We start from the raw sequence: 21,895 nt of genomic DNA, 5'->3' as shown, positions 1-21,895 counted from the left end.
ATGTACGAATTACTTTTTTGGAAATACCTAGAGGGTGTTTATCTTAATCACCAGGAGGTTTATGAATCTTTAGAAGAAGAAGCGACTATTGATGGCCTAGAGGAATTGCCTATACAGCTAATCCTAAATAGAATAGCATCTGTATTTTCAAAATGGGAAAAAGTAGACGATACGAGCTGGAAAAACAGTAATGGAGTGGGAGCATTTCAAGTGAAAACTACACCTCAAAGTATACAAATTGATTGTTATGGTACCGAAGGCAAAACGATGGATAAACTAGTAGATATTATGGAAGAATTCAAGTGTCCTCTGTATGACCCACAAGTCCCAGAGCGGTACGATGAAATGACTGAATAATCTGTTCCAACTTTTAAATATTGAAAGACATTAAAAATTGAAGATAATCTTTAATTTTTAATGTCTTTTTTAGTTTTTACTTAGTGTTAAACTTATTGTGAAAATTTGTACTATTGTTAAAAAATAATTTGTAAAATGCATATTAAATTTCCTCAAAATATTGTTCTTGAAGATGAAATAGTCAAACTGCGCTTACTAGAGCGTAGCGACTTTGATTATTTACTGGAATATGCTTTAAATGAACCAGAAACTTGGTATTATTCTTTAGTAAGAGCAAATGGCAGTGAGAATCTAACCAGCTATATAGATTTAGCAGTAAAAGCTAAAGAAGATCAAACGCAACTTCCGTTTATAGTTTTCGATAAAAGAACTAATAAATATGTAGGCAGTACTCGGTTTTATGATATTAATTTAAATTATCAAACACTACAATTAGGCTATACTTGGTATAGTGCAAAAACTAGAGGATCAGGTCTAAATAAACATTGCAAGTTTTTATTATTACAATATGCGTTTGAAACATTGCATGTAGAAAGGGTAGAGTTCAGAGCTGATAATGCTAATATTAGAAGTATTGCAGCAATGAAAAGTATCGGCTGTGTTGTGGAAGGTGTACTACGAAATCATATGCCAACATATGACAGTGATGTACGTCGTGATACAATCGTATTAAGCATATTAAAAAAAGAATGGTTTGAAAAAGTGAAACCAAACTTGATGGCCAGTATCAAAAGTATTTAATTTGACTGGAGTTCTATTTTTTGTCTTCAATATCTTCACTTTCTTCGCTCTCTTCATCCTTTCTAAAACCAATCAGTTTTCTATATTTGGATTCTGTTTTTATCAGTTCTTTTTCCATTTCTTTATATTTACTGATGTCTTTGATAGTAACCACGGCAGCAACTACATTTTCATTTTGATCAATTAATGGTCTTCCACTAATGAGTACTCTTTTTTTATTTTTGGTTGTTGGATCCCATAATACAATATCAATATCGTTTGTTACTTCACCATTAAGAGCGCGTTCCATGGGCAAATTTTGCGATGGAAAAATAGTTTTCTCATCTGGGAAATACAATTGGAAATGATCTGTTAGATTCAGAGAAATTTTTTCGCCTTCTTCTATTTCAAATATTTCATTGGCTACATAATTTGCCATAATAATTTCTTTTTCGACATTGGCTACAATTACACCGTCACCAATATTTTCGAGTATTAATCGTAGCTTTTCTTCATTCTCATATAAGTTGTTAATAATTACCTTTTCTTCATTTTCAATTCTAATTTGTTCAGAAATATCTCGGCCCACCATGTAAATAATACCTTTGACTGGATCATAACTGCAATGCCAGTGGATCCACTTATAACTTTCATCTTTACAACGAATTCTGTTTTTAAAACTTACGATGGGTTCTCCTTTCAATAATTCTTCCAAAACTTTTTCAACTAACAATTTATCATCGTCATGTGTTAAATCAGTGAATTTTATCTGATTTAAATCATTTTGATCATACCCCAATGTTTTAGTAAAAGCAGGGTTAATTTTAATATAATGTTCTTCTTTTGCTACAGTAAGAATGTCAAACGCCATATCAAAAAAGCTGTCTGTCATCTTCAAAGATTCCTCAAATTCAACTAACTTAGTTACGTCTCGTGCTACTGCAAACATATCGCCAGTAACTATATCAATTGTACTGGTCCAGTCCAGCCATTTATAACTACCGTCCTTACATCTTGCTCGCGCTCGAAGGCTAATTAGCGATTCTCCTTTTTTAAGTTTGTTTATAGCGTCTATTGAAGCTTGGGTGTCTTCTGGATGTGTGAAGGATAAAAAGGTTTTATGATCCATATCTTTTTGATCGTATCCCAAAGTCCTAGTAAATGCCGGGTTAACTTTTACAAAATAATCTCCTTTACCCACGGCAAGCATGTCATAAGACATATTAAAGAATTTTTCAGCAGACAGTAGTGATTTTTCGGTTTCTTTTTGTTCTGTTACATCTCTCGCTACTGCATACAGTAGTCCTGTTTCTACATCAGGAGATGAAGACCATAATAACCATTTAATGGAACCATCTTGGGCAATCCATCGATTTTCAAATTTTATGGTAAGATTTCCTTGCTCTAATTTTGTAATTTCCTGCTTAGTTACGTCTTGATCTTCAGGATGGATGAATTTTAGGTAAGATGAGGTAGTTAATTCATCTTCAGAATAACCTAAAATTTTACAGGCCGCGGGATTAACTCTTATAAAGAGATCATTTTTAGCAATAACCATCATATCTAAAGACATATTAAAGAACTTATCAGCCGCTTTTAATGAATTCTCTAATTTCTTTCTGTCTGTAATATCAGTAGAAATTCCTCCAATGGCATAAATACGATCATTTGAGTCATATAATGGGAATTTTACTGCAATGTAGGTATGTGGTTCATTTTCTTGAATAATGGTTTCTTCGGTTTTTAATTCTTGAAGTTTTTTAACCACTTCTAAATCAGAATCGCGATAAGCATCTGCAATATTTTTAGGTAAAAAATCATAATCTGTCTTTCCTAATATTTCATCAGTTGTAATTTTTAAAAGTTTACCAAATTGCCTATTAACTAACAAATACTCACCATCTATTTTTTTGATAAATATGGGATTAGTGGTATTATCAATGATAGAAAGTAGTAACTTCCTACTATCAGATAGAAGTTTTTGTGATTTATTTTTAGCCTCAAGTTGGCTGCGAATAATAAAATATACTACTACTAATAATATTATTGATAAAATAAATAATGTAATTTCGATCCAATTTAAAAATGAATCATTAGCGATATCTCTATCAACATTTATTCTTGTAATAAAAATTAAACCAGAAACTAATACGATAAGTACATTGATTATAAATCCAAGGAATATTTTTTTTTCAAAAGAAATTCTCATAGTGTACTAATTTTAAATTGACAAATAGTTAAATAATTTAGGAATCTTATGTGTATGAAAGTTAGTGATTTATATCTTATTTTGTAAGGGTTTATGATATTTTTTAGGTTAAATAAAATAATGTATTACTATTTGTACTAGAAAGCTTTTTATAACCGGCATCCATTGTAGTTGCATTGCATTTAATATTCTATAACAGCAAGATGATTTTTAAACCACTATATTTTAAAAATAAATTTATAGCACACTTTACAAAAACTTTGCGAACTTTGCTTAAAATTAAATGAAATGAAAGTAAACTTAAAAAACGGAATTGATAAACTCATTTTCGGGATGAAGCAGAAAGATGTTACTGCTATATATGGTAAGCCAGATAGGAATTATAAGGATGAAGATGACAATGTGATTTTTGCATACAATGCCCTTAAAATAAGGCTTACGTTCTATCAAGAAGAAGAGTTTAAATTGGGTTATATGGTCGCTTCTAGTCCAGATATTGAGCTTTTTGGTAAAAAGATTATCGGTAAAAAAATAACTGATGTCAAAAAGGAATTGTCACAACATGGCATATCTAAATTTACACAAGAAGAATTCGATACTTTTGAAAATTATTTCAATGAAGAAAACTGGATTATCTTTCAAACCGAATTTGATGAGGTAGTGAAGTTTGAAATTGGAGCGATAATCAACCAGAAAGATGAATTCGATTGGAAGTTTAAGAGTAAATAATAGTCACCATTTCTTTTGAAACTTGAGATTATCTATCTGCATTTGAATATCCTAAAAAAAAATAAAACCCGATATACGTTAAGTACATCGGGTTTCTCTCTTTTTTAATCTTATTATAATTTTTGTTCAGGTTGTTTTTCAAACATTTCTAATTCAAAAATTAAAGTGGCATTGGGTGGTATTACTCCTCCTGCGCCTTTTTCCCCATAAGCTAAATTTGCAGGGATAAATAGTACTGTTTTATCTCCGTAAGACATTAAACTTAATCCTTCTAAAAAGCCTGGGATCATTCCTTCCTTGCGTCCTGCTTCAAATGGGAAAGCTTTATATCCATTATGCGAAGCACGATTTGCATCGTATTTTCCATAAAGTTTATTTACTTCTTCATAACTACTATCAAATAGATTACCGTCTTCAAAATAGCCTGCATAATGAAAATAGAAAGTGCTACCGTCAACAGGTTTAATTCCGCTTCCTTTTTGAACTATCTTGTAAGTTAGTCCTGATGGAGTAGTGGTAGCGTTTTCTTTTATATTTTTAAAATAAGCAATTTTTTCAGCGATTACTGATGCATATTTTTCGTTTTCAATTCTTTTTGCTTCCGCTTCCTTAGCCGCTTGTATTTTAGCGTCTTCAGCTTTATTATTAAAATAGTGTGCAAACACTTTTTCGGCATTAAATTGCTTCGCTGATTTCCCTTTGCGAGAAATAGTAACTTTAGTAATGACATCTCCTTGAACAATGCTATTTACGATGTTCATCCCTTCAATTACGTGACCAAATATGGTATGGCGATTGTTTAACCAAGGTGTTTCTTTGTGCGTAATAAAAAATTGACTAGAGTTACTTTCTGGTCCAGAATTAGCCATTGCCAAAATTCCACCTTTGTCAAATTGTAGGTCTGTAAATTCATCTTTGAAAGCATATCCTGTTCCACCAGAACCGTTTCCAAGCGGATCTCCTGTTTGTATCATGAAGTCATTGATCACTCGGTGAAATTTTAAACCATCAAAAAAAGGTTTCCCTTTTAATTTAGCATCTGTTATAAAAGGGTTTTTACCTTCAGCTAGGCTTATAAAGTTAGCGGTAGTAACAGGTGCTTTTTCATAATTTAACTGTAAAGTTATATCTCCTTTGTTAGTTGAAATTAAGGCAAAGATTCCTTCTGGAGTAACTTTTTTTCCTGTTGCTTTTTTTGTGCCTTGTGCGTGAATGTTTAAAAAGCCTAAGATTAAAAGGCCTAAAAGTTTTAGTTTCATATGGTATAATTTAAGAAAAAACTACGTATTTGTTTATTGTTGTGAAGCTGCCTCGACTAATTCTATTTCAAAAACTATATTCGCATTTGGCGGGATAACATCTCCAGCTCCACCAGCGCCATAAGCTAAATGAGATGGAATAAATAAAACCGCTTTTTCGCCATAAGATAGTTTTTCTAATCCCTCAATAAATCCAGGAATCATACCATCTTTTCTGCCGGCCTGAAAAGGAATTGGTTGGTAACCATCTTGATCTGCTCTGTTTTGGTCAAATTTTCCAAAAGTCTTAGCCACATTTTCAATACTAGTGTCAAATAGCTGCCCATCTTCTAGAAAACCAGCATAGTGAATATATATAGGTGTACCTTTAGCAGGTTTTTTAGCCCCAGTCTTTTTTGTCACTACATACTTAAGTCCGGTTGAAGTTTTTGTTGCTTTACTTTTCAATGCATTTAAAAATTTCACTTTGTCTTCGCGTACATCCTTATATTTTTCGTCATAGGCTTTTTTATTTTGTGCATCTATGGCAAGTTTTTCTTTTTGTTTTTTTGATTCTACCGAAAAATAGTCATAGAATGTTTTGACTGCGTTGAATTTTTTAGCCGCTTCTCCATTACGAATTATAGTTACCTTATTGATATAATCGTTTTGCTGTATTTGATTAACGACTTCCATCCCTTTTTCTACAACATGACCAAAAATAGTATGCTTACCATCTAACCAAGGTGTAGCAAGATGCGTGATAAAAAACTGACTGCTATTTGTTGCAGGACCATTATTAGCCATTGCTAATAAGCCACCCTCATCAAAACGTAGATCAGTGATTTCATCTTTAAACTTATACCCACCATCACCCGAGCCTGTCCCTAAAGGATCTCCCGTTTGTATCATAAAATCATTGATGACTCTGTGAAACTTTAATCCGTCAAAAAACGGACGTCCTTTAAGATTGTTGTTAGTAACAAAATCATTTTTTCCTTCAGCAAGCGTTACAAAATTAGCTACAGTAATCGGTGCTTTTTTATAATTTAAAGCCACAATAATTTCTCCTTTATTTGTTTCAATTTTGGCATATAAACCATCAGGAAGATTATTTTTGTCCTCTTTACAAGAAGATAAGGTAGCAATTGCTAGTAATACGAATAGGATTCTTTTTTTCATATCAGGGTTAATTAACTTATTATTTTAAAGTGTCTTTTGCTTTTGTTGGAACAACTACAGGTTTTTTAACAGGAACTACTGCTGGCGCGGGAGTACTGTCTTTAGTAGTTGGTTTCAATGTTGTTTCTTTAGTGACTTTAGGAGCAGTATTTCTTTGTTTATAAACTGTTTCTGGCATAAAATCTCTAAGGGTAACAGTAACAATCAGAGGTTGGTTTACTCCAATTTTTTTATTGTCTCCATGATAACCAAAACCCATATGAGAAGGAAATAGAAAACGAACTTTTTCAGATTTATGCATTAGTTTAATTCCGCTTCTAAGTCCCATCATGATGTCTTGCTTATCAACATAATAGGTTTGAGGTCTTAATTCTAACTCAGAATAGATGATGTTCTCGTCCAAATCTTTGATTTCATAATCAAAGAAAGCAATGTCACCTTTTTTAGGAGTGATAGTATCAGCTGGGTTTTTAGTGTCATAAGCGTACCAGTAGCCCTTAGTCGAAGCAAAATATTCCACTTCACTGTTTTTCTTTATTATAGCTTTTATTAAATCCTCTTCACTGGCTACAAGCTTTTTATTTCGAACAACGGACTTCTTCATGAAAGTTCCAGAACTGTGCGAAATGGGTCTTCTTGCTTCTTGACGCTGTTTACAACCAGTAAGCATTAGAGAAAAAAGTAATGTTGCTATAATTAATTTAGTCAATTTTTTCATGTGTTATATCGTTAGTTGTGCAACTAATTTTTCGAATTTAATTATAGTTTCTTCCATTGAAACCTCTGATTTTCCTCCTGCTGCATTGCGATGTCCGCCGCCATGAAAATGATCTCTTGCAAACTGATTAACATCAAAATCACCTTGTGAGCGGAAAGAAATTTTAATTATTTTTTCGTCTTTATTTTCAATAAAAATGGCTGTAAAAATAACACCTTTTATACTTAATCCATAATTTACAATTCCTTCCGTGTCCCCTTTTATATACTCAAATAGATCTAATTCTTCTTGGGTTAGGGTAGTGTAAGAAGTATTGTGATCTGTGAGTACCTTCATGTTTTGAAGAGCTCTACCTAATAATTGTAATCTGTGGTATGAACTATTTTCGAAAAGTAAATTGGGTATAACAGTATTTTCAACGCCCATGTCGATCAACTCTGCTACGATACGATGTGTGTTTCCTGTGGTACCTGGAAAACGGAAAGAACCTGAGTCTGTAAGGATACCAGTATATAGACAAGTTCCAATTGTTTTATCAATTGCTTCTTTTTTATCAAGAAAGGATATAAAATTATAAATCATTTCACATGTAGATCCAAAAGAAGTGTCCGAATAGGTATAAGCAGCATAATCATCTGGTTTTTGATGATGATCAATCATAATAAATGGCGCTTTTTGTTGCGCTAAAACCTGCTCCATGTCTCCTCCAGTGCGGTGTAAAGCATTAAAATCTAATGTAAAAATTAAATCTGCTGCTTCAAGTAGTTTAGTACAGTTTTCTTTATCTTTTTCGAATATTTTAACGGTTTCAGCACCAGGAAGCCATGCTAAAAAGTCAGGAAATTCATTTGGAGCAATCACGATCGCTTCATGATTGTATTTTAATAAAAAGTGGTACAATCCTAATGTAGAACCCATAGCATCGCCGTCAGGCCCTCTATGTGGAATGATTACAATTTTTTTTGGTGTTGCTAATAACAACGCTATTGCTTGAATGTCTTGTATTTTCATAGTGTGCGAAATTACATTTTTTTAATGTAAAGTTTAAAATCATTTATAATTATCAAACAGTTTGGATTTAAAACTGTTTTAAATTTCTCTTTTTTAGATGCTGATATAAGTGGTATTTAGGTCCTTTAACAATTTGTGAATGGTATATACCGATAGAACCTGAAGCTAAATAAGCAATAAAACAAGCTATCGCAATATACAGGCCGCTATCAATACCAAAGAGTTCTATTCCCATGACGGTGCAAGCAATTGGAGTGTGAGTGGCTCCGGAAAAAACGGCTACAAAACCCATTCCAGCTAGTAGTGCTATTGGTAGCGGTATAAAGAGAGACAATGTACTCCCTAAAGTGGCTCCTATAAAAAATAGTGGTGTGACTTCTCCGCCTTTAAACCCAGCGCCAAGTGTAAATCCGGTGAATAGTATTTTTAATAAAAAATCATAGTACTCACTTGGCTTTGAAAATGATTCAACAATAACTGGTACTCCCAAGCCTAAATATTTATTTGTTCCAATAATATATATCGTTACTGCAAAAATCAGACCACCTATAAAAGGACGAAAAGGGGGATATTTAATTGTTTTAGAAAATAAAGTACCCCAATAGTGTGTACTTCTTGAAAATAACATAGCTGCTATTCCAAAAAGAATACTTACCGGAATAATCCATAAAAACAACTGAAAATTTAATTCAGGAACTATAGGGATAAAGTAATGTGTGTGTTTCACCTGCCATAATTCAACAGTAAAGTAAGCAAAATAGGCCGTTATGAAGGATAAAGGAATACTTGTAAAGCTCACTTTGCTAAAATACAATACTTCAATTGCAAAGAGTGCGCCTGCAAGTGGTGTACCAAATACCGAGGCAAAACCAGCACTAATTCCTAAAATAATAATTGTTTTTCTGTCGGTAGCACTAAGTTTAAATAGGGTGGTCAATTGATCAGCTAGTGCTCCTCCCATTTGTACAGCAGTTCCTTCTCGACCAGCTGAACCACCAAAAAGATGAGTGATTATTGTGCCTAAAAGCACAAATGGAGCCATCTTTAGCGGGATAATCTTATTGGGTCTGTCGTATTCTTCCAATAATAAATTATTTCCTTTAACTACAGAGTTTCCGTAATAGTAGTATCCTAAGCCAATACATAATCCTCCTAAAGGCAATAACCATATGATCCAGTCATGATTTTCTCTATATTGGGAAGCCCATTGCAATGCTACTAAAAGCAATGCAGAAGCAGAACCAGATAAAACACCTATAAGTGCACATATAAAAATCCATTTTAAGGAGCTGATGAGTAGTTTTGAACTGTTTTTTAAAATCATTCTTTGTAGAAAAGGGAATTGCTAAGGTACAATTTTGCTAAAGTATTACAATCCACTCAAAATATATTGTTTTTAAGCAATTACTGCTGTAAATTCTATTTCAACTAAATATTCGGGAGCAATTAATTTACTAATTTCATAAAAACCAGTAGTAGGTTTAATATCTTTAAAAAAAGATGCATGTGCTTTTGCGACAGCTTCAAAGGTGTTGATATCTGTTGTGAATATTCGTGTGCGAATCACATCCTTCATGCTTACATTTAAATCTTCTAAAATTTTTTCCACTCGCTCTAAAATATTGATTGTCTGTGCAAAAGCATCAGTGGCTTTTACTTTATCTCCATCAACAATAGCTACAGTACCAGAAACCTCTACAATATTTCCAATGCGAACAGCACGACAATATCCCATTTTTTCTTCCCAGGCTGAACCTGATAGTATGTTTTCTCTTTTCATAGCGCTTATGATTTTAGGTGGTTTTGATTAAAGAATTAAATCAGAACCTATCTTTGGTATATTTTTTGCAATTTATGAAAAATAGTCATAAAAGTGACTGATTCAATAGTAAAATCTATACGCTGTGATAAGTAATTAATTTTATTTAAAATAATAATTTTTAAATAGTATAGTTGTAATACTGAGTTAAATTACATTGCTATTATGTCATTATAATTTTGCTTTTTTTATTTTTAAAAAATAAATAGACAATTCAATAAATAAATAATATGAAAAGATTGCTTTTTTTAATTTTAATAGTAGGCTTAACAGCTACAGGATATGCGCAGAATGAATTTAGCAGTAAATTTAAAGCTATTCCCCCAGTAGATATGGGTATTAAAGCAAACAAAAAAACACCTCCAGTAGAACCACCAGTGATTGTAGCTCCAAATATTTTTAAAAAGCCAGATGCTTTACCGTCTAATTCGGCTTTTCAAATAGGTAAACCTGCTACAATTTCTATGACACCTCAAAATAACTTTGTTAATCCAGGAGATGCTATAAGGGATAAAATGAATAAAAAAGAAGAGAGTCCAGAAGGTAGTATTGTCTACAGGAAAAATCAAAACTTAGGCGATTTCAAAACAAATTCGCTTACAGCTAAAGTACAGTATCGTGATGCAGCTTATGTAGATGGGGATCAAATTAGAGTGTATTTAAATGATAAGGTAATTGAATACCAAGTAAATTTAGATAGTGATTTTAAGGGATTCGAAATTGAATTAGTAAAAGGCTTTAATAAAATTGATTTTGAAGCCTTAAACCAAGGAAGCTCTGGACCTAACACAGCAGAGTTTAAAGTGTATGATGATAAAGGCGGTTTGATATCGGCCAGTCAGTGGAATCTTGGAACTGGTTTTAAAGCCACTATAATTTTGATCAAAGAATAATAAAAAAACCGTTGGGAATAGCCCAACGGTTTTTTGCTTTAGTGAATTTTAAAAATGTTTGATTTTTAAAATGGATCTGCTGTCACATTAAATTTCATATCTGCTTTTACAGTAATATCTTTAGTTATAGACTCTTTAATAACAGCCTTAGTACGTATTTTATAACTAGAAGCTTTAATGTATTTATCTAGTCTTTGTGATGTAGGAATTAGATCAATTGTGTTAGTGGTAGAATTGATGTCTTCTAAATAAGCTAATTCAATCTCATCATTAGCATCAGTTGAGATGTACAAATGGATGGATTTTAAAAAACTAAAATTCTTATCGCTTGGATCTGTTATGCTAATTTTTAAATCTTTCAGTTTTACATCTTTTACTAGCTCCGCTTTAGTATTGTTGTTTTCAAATACAGCACTAGAGTTTGTGGTAACTTCAGGAGTAATCACTTCAAAGGCAGTTCCAAGGGGAAAACCACTTTCAATTTTAAAAGATGTGCTATTCGAAATGGAAAAGGTTAATAGATTATCAATAACGCTGCAAGAAATAGCAGTTATTGCAACCAGTGTGATTAGGGTTAATGTTTTTAATTTCATTTTCTAAAATTTAAATTTTTAATAAAATATTGCTATTTGATAGCAAAGTGTAAAAGTAAGCTAAAGAAAAAAGTTTTGTATTAATGGCAGTAAATGTTATAACTATTATGAGGTATTTTGAAAAAAAACTAGTTTGCAAATTTACCAATAGGTTTGATAGGTATTCAATTTTCACATTATTTCTATGTGATATGTTTGGTTATAATTCATCACTTTTATTGATTTATAAAAAAATCAATTTTTTTCAAAAATCAATTTTTCAATTCCGAATATAAAAAGTATTTTTGCGCATGCAACACAACGTACTTATTTTAGATTTCGGATCGCAATACACTCAACTTATTGCGCGTAGAGTTCGCGAATTAAATATATTCTGCGAAATATTCCCTTATAATCACATTCCGAGTGATTTATCCAGTTATAAAGCCGTAATATTAGGTGGAAGTCCTTTTTCTGTTCGTGCAGAAGATGCTCCTCATCCTGATTTATCACAAATTAGAGGTAAGTTACCAATGCTTGCTGTTTGTTATGGCGCACAATACTTATCTCACTTTAGTGGTGGTGAAGTAGCGGCATCAAACACTAGAGAATATGGTAGGGCTAATTTGTCATATATCAAAGAGGGCGAAGTGTTCTTTGAAAATGTTTCTGAGAATAGCCAAGTTTGGATGAGTCATAGTGATAGCATAAAAGCTTTGCCTACTAATGCTATTAAATTAGCAAGTACGCATGATGTAGAATTTGCAGCCTATAGAATAGAAGGTGAAACTACTTATGCTATTCAATACCATCCAGAGGTTTTTCACTCAACTGATGGTTCAAAAATGTTAGAGAATTTCTTAGTAAAAATTGCCGAAGTACCTCAGAATTTTACACCTAAAGCTTTCGTTGAAGAAATGGTATCTGAGTTGAAAGAAAAAGTAGGTAATGATAAAGTTGTTTTAGGACTTTCTGGTGGAGTAGATTCTACTGTAGCAGCAGTTTTATTGCATCAAGCTATTGGTAAAAACCTATATTGCATTTTTGTAAATAATGGTTTGCTTCGAAAAAATGAATTCCAAAATGTATTAGATCAATACAAAGGAATGGGATTAAATGTAAAAGGAGTGGATTCTGGAGATCGCTTCTTGTCAGAATTGGCTGGCGTTAGTGACCCTGAGACTAAGCGTAAAATTATAGGAAGAGTTTTTATCGAAGTTTTCGATGATGAATCACATCTAATTGAAGACGTAAAATGGTTAGCACAAGGAACTATTTATCCTGATGTCATTGAGTCGGTTTCTGTAAAAGGACCGTCTGCGACCATAAAATCGCACCACAATGTTGGAGGGTTACCTGATTACATGAAGCTTAAAATTGTAGAACCGCTTCGTATGCTTTTTAAAGATGAAGTGCGTAGAGTAGGAGCTTCTTTAGGTATTGATCCAGAATTACTAGGTAGACATCCTTTTCCAGGACCAGGATTATCTATTCGTATTTTGGGCGATATCACGCCTGAGAAAGTTCAAATTTTGCAAGATGTAGATAAAGTATTTATTGACGGATTGAAATCATGGGGACTATACGATAAAGTATGGCAGGCGGGAGCTATTTTACTTCCTGTTAATAGTGTGGGAGTTATGGGTGATGAACGTACTTATGAGAAAGTAGTGGCGCTTCGTGCAGTAGAATCTACTGACGGTATGACGGCTGACTGGGTGCATTTGCCGTATGATTTCTTAATGAAAGTGTCTAATGACATTATCAATAAGGTAAAAGGTGTCAATAGAGTAGTATATGATATTAGCTCTAAGCCACCAGCAACAATTGAATGGGAATAATTTAAATTGTCAACAATAAGAATTTTAATTTTAAGTTCTATATATAAAAACGGTATCAGATTTTTGGAATAAAATTTGATACCGTTTTGTTATCTTTGAATCAATAATTTTATAAACAGATATAATGAAATATTTTTTAGGCATTTGTGTTGCATGTTTTATGTTTACAGGAACTGTTTTTTCGCAAGGAAAAACATTGACACATAAAGTAGAAAAAGGAGAAACGATCAATCAAATTGCCCAAAAGTATAAGGTAACACCTTATGACATTTATCAATTAAACCCAGATGCACAAAGTGGTTTAAAACCTAACAGTGTACTGTTAATTCCTGCAAAATCAGACGGGAAGACTGTAGTAGAAAAAACTGTAGTTGCTAATCAAGGGATTACTCATTTAGTGCTTGCCAAAGAAACCTTATACGGTATTTCTAAAAAATACGGTGTTAGTGATGCCGAATTGAAAAAAGCGAACCCATTAATAGAACAAGAAGGTTTGCAAATAGGAATGGTGCTAGTGATTCCTTCTAAAGATGCTATTAAAACTAGTTCAATTACTCCATCTGCAGTTGCAGCAAAGGGAATTTATCATGAAGTACTTCCAAAAGAAACTAAATATTCTATTGCTAAAAAATACGGAATCACTATTGCTGAGCTGGAAAAGCGCAATCCTGATGTAGTCGAAAATTTACCTATTGGTTATCGATTACTTATCAAAGGAGGGGGCACTAAGGCTCCTAAGGCAGTAGATGCTGCAGTGGTGAACAGCGAGAATGCTAAAGAAAAGATGACGGCTGCCTTGATACCTGTTGCTTACTTGGATTATGAAGTAAAACCTAAAGAAACGCTGTACAGTCTTTCTAAAATGTTTGATTTAACACAGGAAGAGTTGTTAAAACTCAATCCTGAGTTGCTTAATGGCGTAGAGATAGGAATGATATTAAAAGTTCCCTCTAAAGTTAAAGCGGTTAAGGAAGAGAAAAAGGAATACACGGCTTTGTCGAAAATAATTACTGAAGGAAAACGCAAGCGTATGGCTATGTTGCTTCCTTTTAATATTTCTAGAATAGAAGGAGATACCATAAATTCAACATACAGTCGTTTAAAGAAGGACAAGTTTTTGAATATGACACTTGATTTTTATGCAGGTGCTTTAATTGCGATTGATTCTGCTAAAACTTTAGGCTTGCCTATTGATATAGAAATTTATGATTCACAAGAAACTAAAAACGGTTCTTCGGTTGCGACTTTAATTCGTGACAATAAACTAGAAACGGCTAATGCAATTGTAGGGCCTTTTTACCAAAGCAATGCAGAAACGGCTGCACAGCTAGTGGCGTTAAATAATGTTCCTGTTATTTCTCCCCTTTCAAAAGATCTTGGAAATCCTTACAATAATTTATATCAGACTATTCCAACAAATGAAGTGATAAAAAACACGATGTTTGATTACATGCGTGCGCACAATGGAAACATTATGGCTGTTGTTGATAGGAAGAAAGAGTCCATACTTCAATACCTTAAGGACTATCAAAAGTCAGTTCCTTTAGTGGCTTTTAAGGATAATGGTAGTGTTTCAACAGAGAGTTTGAAAAGCATGTTGGTTAAAGACAGGATGAATTACGTTGTTATGGAAACCGCTAATACTTGGATGGTAAAAACAACAATTGCAGCGATGGTTAGTTCGATGCCTGCTTATCAAGTGCAATTAGTGATTTTAGAACCAAATGAAACATTAGATACTGATGAGATTAAATTTCTAAATTTGACTAAATTGAAATTAATGTACCCATCTGTAACAAGGGATAATGTTTCGCCAGAGGCGGCAATATTTGATAAGAAATATAGAAAAATCAATAACATTTTCCCAAGTGATTATGCTACTCGTGGTTTTGATGTTACTTTTGATACAATGATGCGTTTAGTTCAGGATGTGAAGTTTGAAGAAACAGTTAATGCAGCCGCTACAGAACAGGTAGAAAATAAATTTGAGTATTATAAAAAACCAGACGGTGGATATACTAATAAAGGTGTTTTTATAATGTATTATGATTCAGATTTAACGATTAAAGAAGCTAAATAATGACATCAAAAGTAACGTATTTGGTTGATTTGAGAACATCCTCTATTCATTTGCAGTCTGGAAGTGAAATTATTTCAGATGCTCCTCTTGATAATAATGGTAAAGGAGAAGCTTTTTCACCTACTGATACAGTTGCAAATGCATTGGCGAGCTGTATGATGACAGTAATGGGGATTAAGGCTAGGGATTTAGCAGTTGATTTAACGGGCGCTGTAGCTTCTGTCAATAAAGTTATGAATGCCGACCCAAGGAGAATAGGAGTAGTAGAAATTTCATTTGACATGAATGTTGTTGTGGAGCAAAAACATAAGGCGATACTAGAGAAAACAGCAATGACATGTCCAGTTTTTTTAAGTTTGAGTGCTGAAATCGATAAGAAAATAACTTTCAAGTGGAAGTAAGCTAATAATTATTGCAGATTAATCACTATTCTTTAAATCGTACACATTGGATCAAAACCAACAACAACTAATAAAGTTAGCACATACTAAAATGCCTTTTGGTAAATACGAAGGCAGGTTTTTAATCGAATTACCTGAGTATTATATCGTTTGGTATCATAACAAAGGATTTCCTAAAGGAGAGTTAGGAGAGCAGTTAAAATTGATTTATGAATTGAAATTAAACGGACTCGAAGAATTAATTCGGAATATTAAAAAAAGGTATCCAAAACCTCATTGATTTAATTCAATGAGGTTTTTTTATGAAGCTATTTGTCGCTAATCAATTGAGAAATTTAAAAATTATCTCATTTCTAAATTAGCATATTCTCAATTTATAATCGTATTTTTGCCAAGTTTTTTACACAACTACAATACAAACAACAACATAATGAATCAAACAAAATATATTTTTGTTACTGGTGGTGTGACATCTTCTTTGGGAAAAGGAATTATAGCAGCATCTTTGGCAAAATTGTTACAAGCAAGAGGGTACAGGACAACGATTCAAAAATTTGATCCCTATTTAAATGTCGACCCAGGAACGTTAAATCCTTATGAACATGGAGAATGTTACGTTACTGATGACGGTGCTGAAACTGATTTAGATTTAGGTCATTATGAACGTTTTTTAAATGTTCCTACTTCTCAGGCTAACAATGTTACTACGGGTAGAATTTATTTATCTGTAATTGAGAAAGAAAGAAGAGGAGAATTTCTTGGTAAGACTGTACAAGTAGTGCCTCATATTACAAATGAAATTAAAGATAGAATGCAATTGCTTGGTAATTCAGGTGATTATGATATCGTTATTACTGAAATAGGTGGAACTGTAGGGGATATTGAATCTTTACCTTACATTGAATCAGTTCGTCAGTTAGTTTGGGATTTAGGAGAAAGTAATGCAATAGTTATTCATTTAACTTTAGTTCCTTATCTGGCTGCAGCGGGTGAATTAAAGACAAAACCCACACAGCATTCTGTTAAAACATTAATGGAAAGTGGTATTAAAGCGGATATTTTAGTATGTAGAACAGAACATGAAATCTCTGATGAAATACGTAATAAACTAGCTTTATTTTGTAATGTAAAAAGAGAGGCTGTAATTCAATCAATTGATGCAGCAACGATATATGAAGTTCCTAATTTAATGCTTGAAGAAGGATTAGATGTAGTGGCTTTAAAGAAATTAGATTTACCCAAAAAGGCAGCACCAGATTTAAAAAACTGGAATACTTTTTTACGTAGATTAAAAAATCCTAAGCATTCTGTAAATATTGGTTTGATTGGTAAATATGTCGAAATGCAGGACTGCTATAAGTCTATTTTAGAGGCATTTATTCATGCAGGTGCGGCAAATGAAACAAAAGTGAATGTTGTTTCTATTCACTCAGAGTATATTGATGCTGCAAATGTTACTGATAAATTAAAAGGATTAGATGCAATTCTTGTAGCTCCAGGATTTGGAGAAAGAGGTATAGAAGGGAAAATTGAAGCTGTGCGTTATGCACGTGAAAATAAAATGCCGTTTTTTGGTATTTGTTTGGGAATGCAAATGGCTGTAATTGAATATTCAAGAAATGTATTGGGTCTTGCTGACGCCAATTCGACTGAAATGAATGAGCGAACTGCAAATCCAGTTGTCAACTTGATGGAAGAACAAAAAAACATTACGGATAAAGGAGGAACAATGCGTTTAGGTGCATGGAAATGTACAATTGAACCAGACAGCTTAGCTTATAAGATTTATGGTGAAACTAACATATCAGAGCGTCACCGTCACCGTTATGAATACAATAGTGCCTATGTTGAGGATTTACAGAAAGCTGGTTTAAAGGCCTCAGGAGTGAATCCAGATACTGGTTTAGTTGAGATTGTTGAGATAGAGGATCATCCTTTTTTCATAGGAGTTCAGTACCATCCAGAATATAAGAGTACAGTAGCTAATCCACATCCTTTATTTGTGAATTTTGTGGCAGCCGCAGTAAAGGCTAAGAAAAAATAATATTTAGAATACGCATAAAAGTAGTAATGCCTCTCTGGCTTTGTAATTAAGCTTGGCAATAAATAATTAATTGTATATAATGGAACAAAAAAAGTTTGACCCTAATTCGCTAATTGGTTTTGTATTAATTTTTGGTATATTAATTTGGATAATGTACAAAAATCAACCAACTGACGCAGAAATTGCAGCAGATAAAGCAAAGAAAGAATTAGTAGTTAAAGATGCTAAGGTAAATGAAGTGGATGCTAAAGTTAAGTCTACTCCAGCTGTTGTGGCACAAGGAGATACTTTACAAATGGCTCAGTTGCAAAAATCATTAGGTAATTTTGCATATTCGGCTTCACTGCCTTCTGCAAAAGAAGCTTACACGACCATCGAAAATAAATTAGTGAAATTAAAAATAGCTAATAAAGGAGGGTATATTGCCGAAGTAACTTTGAAGAATTACGAAAGATTTAAAAAAGGATCTGGGGAGTTAGTCAAATTGATTAAAGACAATAATGCTAATTTAAATATTCAGTTATATACAAATGATAACCATACTTTAAATACAAAAGATCTTTATTTTGAACCAACATTAACAAAAAATGGTGAAGACCAAATTTTGTCTATGCGTTTAAAAGCGGGAGAAAATGAGTACTTAGAGTATAAGTATGTATTGAAAGCGAATGATTATATGCTTGATTTTGACGTTCAGTCTCAAGGATTAAATAAAGTGCTAAATACATCAAAGCCATTAAACTTAGAGTGGGATTTAAAAACGTATACAAATGAAAAAAGTATAAGTTACGAGAACCGTTATTCAGAGTTGTATTATGAGCATGAAGAAGGGAAAAGTAATTACTTGGGTCTTGGAAGTCAAGAAGACGATATCGTTAATGATGTTTCTTACGTGGCTTACAAACAACACTTCTTTTCATCGATATTATTGACTAAAACCCCTTTCGAAAAAGCGGAATTGTATTCTACAAATTTAGTTAAGGACGATAAAGTAGATACTGTTTATACAAAACAATTTAAAGCGATCGTTCCATTAGCGTTTAAAAACGGAGAGATTGATCAAGAAATGAACTGGTACTATGGTCCAACAGATTACAAGCTGTTGAAATCATATGATAGAAATTTAGAAGATATCGTGGCATTAGGTTGGGGAATATTCGGTTGGATTAACCGTCATGCGTTTATTCCAATGTACAGTTTCTTAAGCATGTTTATTCAACATGGATGGGCGATCATTTTATTTACTGTTTTAGTAAAATTAGTGATGTCACCTATTACATATAAATCATTTTTGTCTCAAGCAAAAATGAAAGTATTAAGACCTGAAATTGCAGAATTGGGAGATAAGTATAAGAAAGACCCAATGAAAAAACAACAGGAAACAATGAAGTTATACAACAAAGCGGGGGTAAATCCTATGGCTGGTTGTGTACCTGGATTGTTACAAATGCCTGTTTTTTATGCCTTATTTCAGTTCTTCCCGTCAGCAATTGGGTTGAGACAACAAGGATTCCTTTGGGCTGATGATTTGTCTTCTTTTGACTCGGTATATAAATTACCATTTCATATACCAGCATACGGAGATCATATTAGTTTGTTCCCTATTTTAGCTTCTATAGCTATTTTCTTCTATATGAAAATGACTACTGGAGACCAGCAAATGGCAGCTCCTCAACAAGAAGGAATGCCGGATATGGCTAAAATGATGAAAATCATGATTTATGTTTCGCCATTAATGATGTTGTTTTTCTTTAATAGTTATGCATCAGGATTGAGTTTGTACTATTTCGTATCTAATACTATTACAATCGGAATTATGCTTGTAATCAAAAATTACATTATAGATAGTGATAAAATTCACGCTCAAATTCAAGAGAATAAATTGAAAGAGCCTAAGAAACAAGGTAAATTTCAAAGAAAGCTTCAAGAAGTGATGGAACAACAAGAAGCAGTTAAAGCGCAACAAAAAAAGAAATAAAATTAGTTTTTAAAAAATCCCGTTCATTCGGGATTTTTTGTGCTTTAAAATGTAATTTAAAGTCATTAGATTCGTTATTGATAAAAATAGAATAGGGTATGAAATCAGTACAAAAATTAGGTTTAATTGTTGCTCTTTTATTAAGTGTAGGAACAGTGGGGGCACAATCAACTTTGAATTCATTAGATACTAATGGAAAAAAAGATGGATTATGGAAAGGGGTTTATGAAGCTTCTAAAAGACCGCGATATGAAGGTACTTTTTCTCATGGAAAAGAAATAGGGTTGTTTAAGTTTTTTGATGATACTAAAGCTTCTACAGTCATTGCTACACGTGAATTTAATGAAAAAGACAATAGTGCTTATACCATTTTTTACGATCAAGCAAATAATAAAGTGAGTGAAGGTAAAGTCATCAATAAGCTTTTTGAAGGAGAATGGAAATATTACCATCAAGCTTCTAAAACAATTATGACTATTGAGAATTATAAGAATGGAAAATTAGAAGGAATACGAACAGTATTTTACCCAAATGGTAAAATCGCTGAAGAAGTTAATTATAAAAATAATCAGAAAAACGGCCTTAGTAAGATTTATGCTGCGGATAGAGTTGTTTTAGAAGAAGCTATTTATAAAAACGATAAGTACAATGGCCTAGCTATCTTTAGAGATCCATTAGGAAATGTGGTTTCTAAAGGTCAATTTGTTGATGATAAAAAATGGGGAATCTGGGAATTTTTCGAACAAGGAAAAAAGACTAAAGAAATGAATATGACGTATCCTGAAAAACAAAATAAAGGCAGTCGTAATTAACATAACACATAGAACATTACTCTAATAAAACTTTGTAACTTTGCAGTCTTGTAAAAATAATAAAGATTTTAAAATGAAGCGTGTTGTAGTAGGACTTTCTGGAGGTGTAGATTCGAGTGTTGCCGCATATTTATTGCAGCAGCAAGGGTATGAAGTTATTGGTCTTTTTATGAAAAACTGGCACGATGATTCTGTTACGATTTCGAATGAATGTCCATGGTTAGAAGATAGTAATGATGCTTTACTAGTTGCTGAAAAATTAGGAATTCCTTTTCAAACAGTCGATTTAAGTGAAGATTATAAAGAAAAAATCGTTGATTACATGTTTAGCGAGTATGAGAAAGGAAGAACGCCAAATCCTGATGTACTTTGTAATCGCGAAATAAAATTTGATGTTTTCATGAAGATTGCATTGAACCTTGGTGCTGATTATGTAGCTACAGGACATTATTGTAAGAAAAGTGAAACGACTATTGACGGCGAAACTGTGTATCAGCTGCGTGCTGGTGCTGATACTAATAAAGATCAATCGTATTTTTTATGCCAATTGTCTCAAGAGCAATTAGCTAAATCTTTATTTCCTATTGGTGAGTTAACTAAACCTGAAGTTCGTGAAATAGCTGCTGAGATGGAATTAATCACCGCAGAGAAAAAAGATTCTCAGGGATTATGTTTCATTGGTAAAGTTCGCTTACCAGAATTTTTACAACAAAAATTGCAGCCAAAAGAAGGATTAATAGTTCAAATTGACAAAAATGATCCTGTTTACAGTCCAGTAGTTAAGGAAGTATTTACGCAAAAAGAAAAACTGGCTTTAGCAGCTAATAAGATTGCCTATTCACCAGAAATGGGTAAAGTAGTAGGTAAGCATCCAGGTGCGCATTATTTTACTATTGGTCAAAGGAAAGGTCTGAATGTAGGTGGAACTAAGGATCCGTTATTCATTATAGGAACAAATGTAGAAACGAATACCATATATACTGGATTGAGCAGCCAACATCCTGGTTTGTTTAGAACAGGACTATTTATAGACCAATCAGAAGTGCATTGGGTTCGTAATGATTTGGCTTTAGCCAACGGTGAAACGATGGTAGTTATGGCCAGAATACGCTACAGACAGCCATTACAAAAAGCCACTTTACATCAATTTGAAGAAGGAATGTATGTATCCTTTGATGAACCCCAATCTGCAATAACCGAAGGACAATTTTGTGCTTGGTATTTAGCAGATGAATTAGTTGGTTCGGGAGTAATTTCTTAGTTTAGTACTTTGGTATCATAAATTACACAT

At 32.8% G+C, this 21,895-nt stretch carries 20 protein-coding genes; 12 read left to right on the top strand and 8 right to left on the bottom strand.

The features are described from left to right. Together ACEN2K_RS05365 and ACEN2K_RS05360 are read left to right on the top strand one after the other, a co-directional pair. Positions 1-357 carry a hypothetical protein gene (locus ACEN2K_RS05365; RefSeq protein WP_441758296.1) on the top strand — a complete coding sequence of 119 codons (357 nt, stop codon included), beginning with the start codon at positions 1-3 and terminating at the stop codon, positions 355-357. Positions 358-492: 135 nt separating this feature from the next. Then, a complete protein-coding gene (locus ACEN2K_RS05360) occupies positions 493-1,098 on the top strand; it encodes a GNAT family N-acetyltransferase (RefSeq protein ID WP_441758295.1) in 606 nt (201 codons plus the stop codon). Between the two features lie 13 nt (positions 1,099-1,111). Here ACEN2K_RS05360 and ACEN2K_RS05355 read toward each other — a convergent pair whose 3' ends face one another. Further along, positions 1,112-3,286 (bottom strand): PAS domain S-box protein, encoded by a 2,175-nt coding sequence (locus ACEN2K_RS05355; RefSeq protein ID WP_441758294.1) that lies wholly within the window; start codon positions 3,284-3,286, stop codon positions 1,112-1,114. Positions 3,287-3,574: 288 nt separating this feature from the next. Between ACEN2K_RS05355 and ACEN2K_RS05350 the strand changes: the two genes are divergently transcribed. Next, positions 3,575-4,015 carry a hypothetical protein gene (locus tag ACEN2K_RS05350; protein WP_441758293.1) on the top strand — a complete coding sequence of 147 codons (441 nt, stop codon included), beginning with the start codon at positions 3,575-3,577 and terminating at the stop codon, positions 4,013-4,015. Positions 4,016-4,128: 113 nt separating this feature from the next. Here ACEN2K_RS05350 and ACEN2K_RS05345 read toward each other — a convergent pair whose 3' ends face one another. The 6 genes from ACEN2K_RS05345 to ACEN2K_RS05320 form a co-directional block, all read right to left on the bottom strand. Then, positions 4,129-5,274 carry a peptidylprolyl isomerase gene (locus ACEN2K_RS05345; protein ID WP_441758292.1) on the bottom strand — a complete coding sequence of 382 codons (1,146 nt, stop codon included), beginning with the start codon at positions 5,272-5,274 and terminating at the stop codon, positions 4,129-4,131. A 33-nt stretch (positions 5,275-5,307) separates the two neighbouring features. After that, complete coding sequence (locus ACEN2K_RS05340; RefSeq protein WP_441758291.1) at positions 5,308-6,435, bottom strand: peptidylprolyl isomerase; 1,128 nt, start codon at positions 6,433-6,435, stop codon at positions 5,308-5,310. A 19-nt stretch (positions 6,436-6,454) separates the two neighbouring features. Beyond that, the gene (gldI, locus tag ACEN2K_RS05335) at positions 6,455-7,153 is read right to left on the bottom strand and encodes a gliding motility-associated peptidyl-prolyl isomerase GldI (protein ID WP_441758290.1); all 699 of its coding nucleotides are present in this window, start codon (positions 7,151-7,153) and stop codon (positions 6,455-6,457) included. A 3-nt stretch (positions 7,154-7,156) separates the two neighbouring features. After that, positions 7,157-8,164: a DHH family phosphoesterase gene (locus tag ACEN2K_RS05330; RefSeq protein WP_441758289.1), complete on the bottom strand. Its 1,008-nt coding sequence runs from the start codon at positions 8,162-8,164 to the stop codon at positions 7,157-7,159. 67 nt (positions 8,165-8,231) lie between these two features. Next, positions 8,232-9,488 carry a voltage-gated chloride channel family protein gene (locus ACEN2K_RS05325; RefSeq protein ID WP_441758288.1) on the bottom strand — a complete coding sequence of 419 codons (1,257 nt, stop codon included), beginning with the start codon at positions 9,486-9,488 and terminating at the stop codon, positions 8,232-8,234. Positions 9,489-9,560: 72 nt separating this feature from the next. Continuing rightward, the gene (locus tag ACEN2K_RS05320; RefSeq protein WP_441758287.1) at positions 9,561-9,944 is read right to left on the bottom strand and encodes a RidA family protein; all 384 of its coding nucleotides are present in this window, start codon (positions 9,942-9,944) and stop codon (positions 9,561-9,563) included. Between the two features lie 269 nt (positions 9,945-10,213). Here ACEN2K_RS05320 and ACEN2K_RS05315 point away from each other — a divergent pair, with 269 nt between their 5' ends. Next, positions 10,214-10,876, top strand: a complete 663-nt coding sequence (locus tag ACEN2K_RS05315; RefSeq protein WP_441758286.1) for a hypothetical protein — start codon at positions 10,214-10,216, stop codon at positions 10,874-10,876. A 65-nt stretch (positions 10,877-10,941) separates the two neighbouring features. Here ACEN2K_RS05315 and ACEN2K_RS05310 read toward each other — a convergent pair whose 3' ends face one another. Further along, positions 10,942-11,469: a hypothetical protein gene (locus ACEN2K_RS05310; protein ID WP_441758285.1), complete on the bottom strand. Its 528-nt coding sequence runs from the start codon at positions 11,467-11,469 to the stop codon at positions 10,942-10,944. A 290-nt stretch (positions 11,470-11,759) separates the two neighbouring features. Between ACEN2K_RS05310 and guaA the strand changes: the two genes are divergently transcribed. From guaA to mnmA, 8 genes are all read left to right on the top strand, one after another. Next, positions 11,760-13,289, top strand: a complete 1,530-nt coding sequence (gene guaA / locus ACEN2K_RS05305) for a glutamine-hydrolyzing GMP synthase (protein ID WP_441758284.1) — start codon at positions 11,760-11,762, stop codon at positions 13,287-13,289. A gap of 124 nt (positions 13,290-13,413) precedes the next feature. Next, a complete protein-coding gene (locus ACEN2K_RS05300) occupies positions 13,414-15,369 on the top strand; it encodes a LysM peptidoglycan-binding domain-containing protein (RefSeq protein WP_441758283.1) in 1,956 nt (651 codons plus the stop codon). Next, positions 15,369-15,770, top strand: a complete 402-nt coding sequence (locus tag ACEN2K_RS05295) for an OsmC family protein (protein WP_441758282.1) — start codon at positions 15,369-15,371, stop codon at positions 15,768-15,770. Before ACEN2K_RS05300 ends, ACEN2K_RS05295 begins: the two co-directional genes overlap by 1 nt. 46 nt (positions 15,771-15,816) lie before the next feature. Further along, complete coding sequence (locus ACEN2K_RS05290) at positions 15,817-16,050, top strand: DUF3820 family protein (RefSeq protein ID WP_441758281.1); 234 nt, start codon at positions 15,817-15,819, stop codon at positions 16,048-16,050. Between the two features lie 150 nt (positions 16,051-16,200). Then, positions 16,201-17,814: a CTP synthase gene (locus ACEN2K_RS05285; RefSeq protein WP_441758280.1), complete on the top strand. Its 1,614-nt coding sequence runs from the start codon at positions 16,201-16,203 to the stop codon at positions 17,812-17,814. Between the two features lie 79 nt (positions 17,815-17,893). Further along, positions 17,894-19,792: a membrane protein insertase YidC gene (gene yidC / locus ACEN2K_RS05280; RefSeq protein WP_441758279.1), complete on the top strand. Its 1,899-nt coding sequence runs from the start codon at positions 17,894-17,896 to the stop codon at positions 19,790-19,792. A gap of 98 nt (positions 19,793-19,890) precedes the next feature. After that, positions 19,891-20,604, top strand: a complete 714-nt coding sequence (locus ACEN2K_RS05275; RefSeq protein WP_441758278.1) for a toxin-antitoxin system YwqK family antitoxin — start codon at positions 19,891-19,893, stop codon at positions 20,602-20,604. Between the two features lie 73 nt (positions 20,605-20,677). Further along, on the top strand, positions 20,678-21,865 hold the full coding sequence (gene mnmA, locus ACEN2K_RS05270) for a tRNA 2-thiouridine(34) synthase MnmA (protein ID WP_441758277.1): 1,188 nt from the start codon (positions 20,678-20,680) through the stop codon (positions 21,863-21,865). Positions 21,866-21,895: the final 30 nt, after the last annotated feature.

The organism is Flavobacterium sp. W21_SRS_FM3, from assembly GCF_052113625.1.
Lineage (GTDB): Bacteria > Bacteroidota > Bacteroidia > Flavobacteriales > Flavobacteriaceae > Flavobacterium.
Note: the sequence above shows the minus strand (reverse complement) of the source record. Positions and strands in the feature narration are given on the sequence as shown.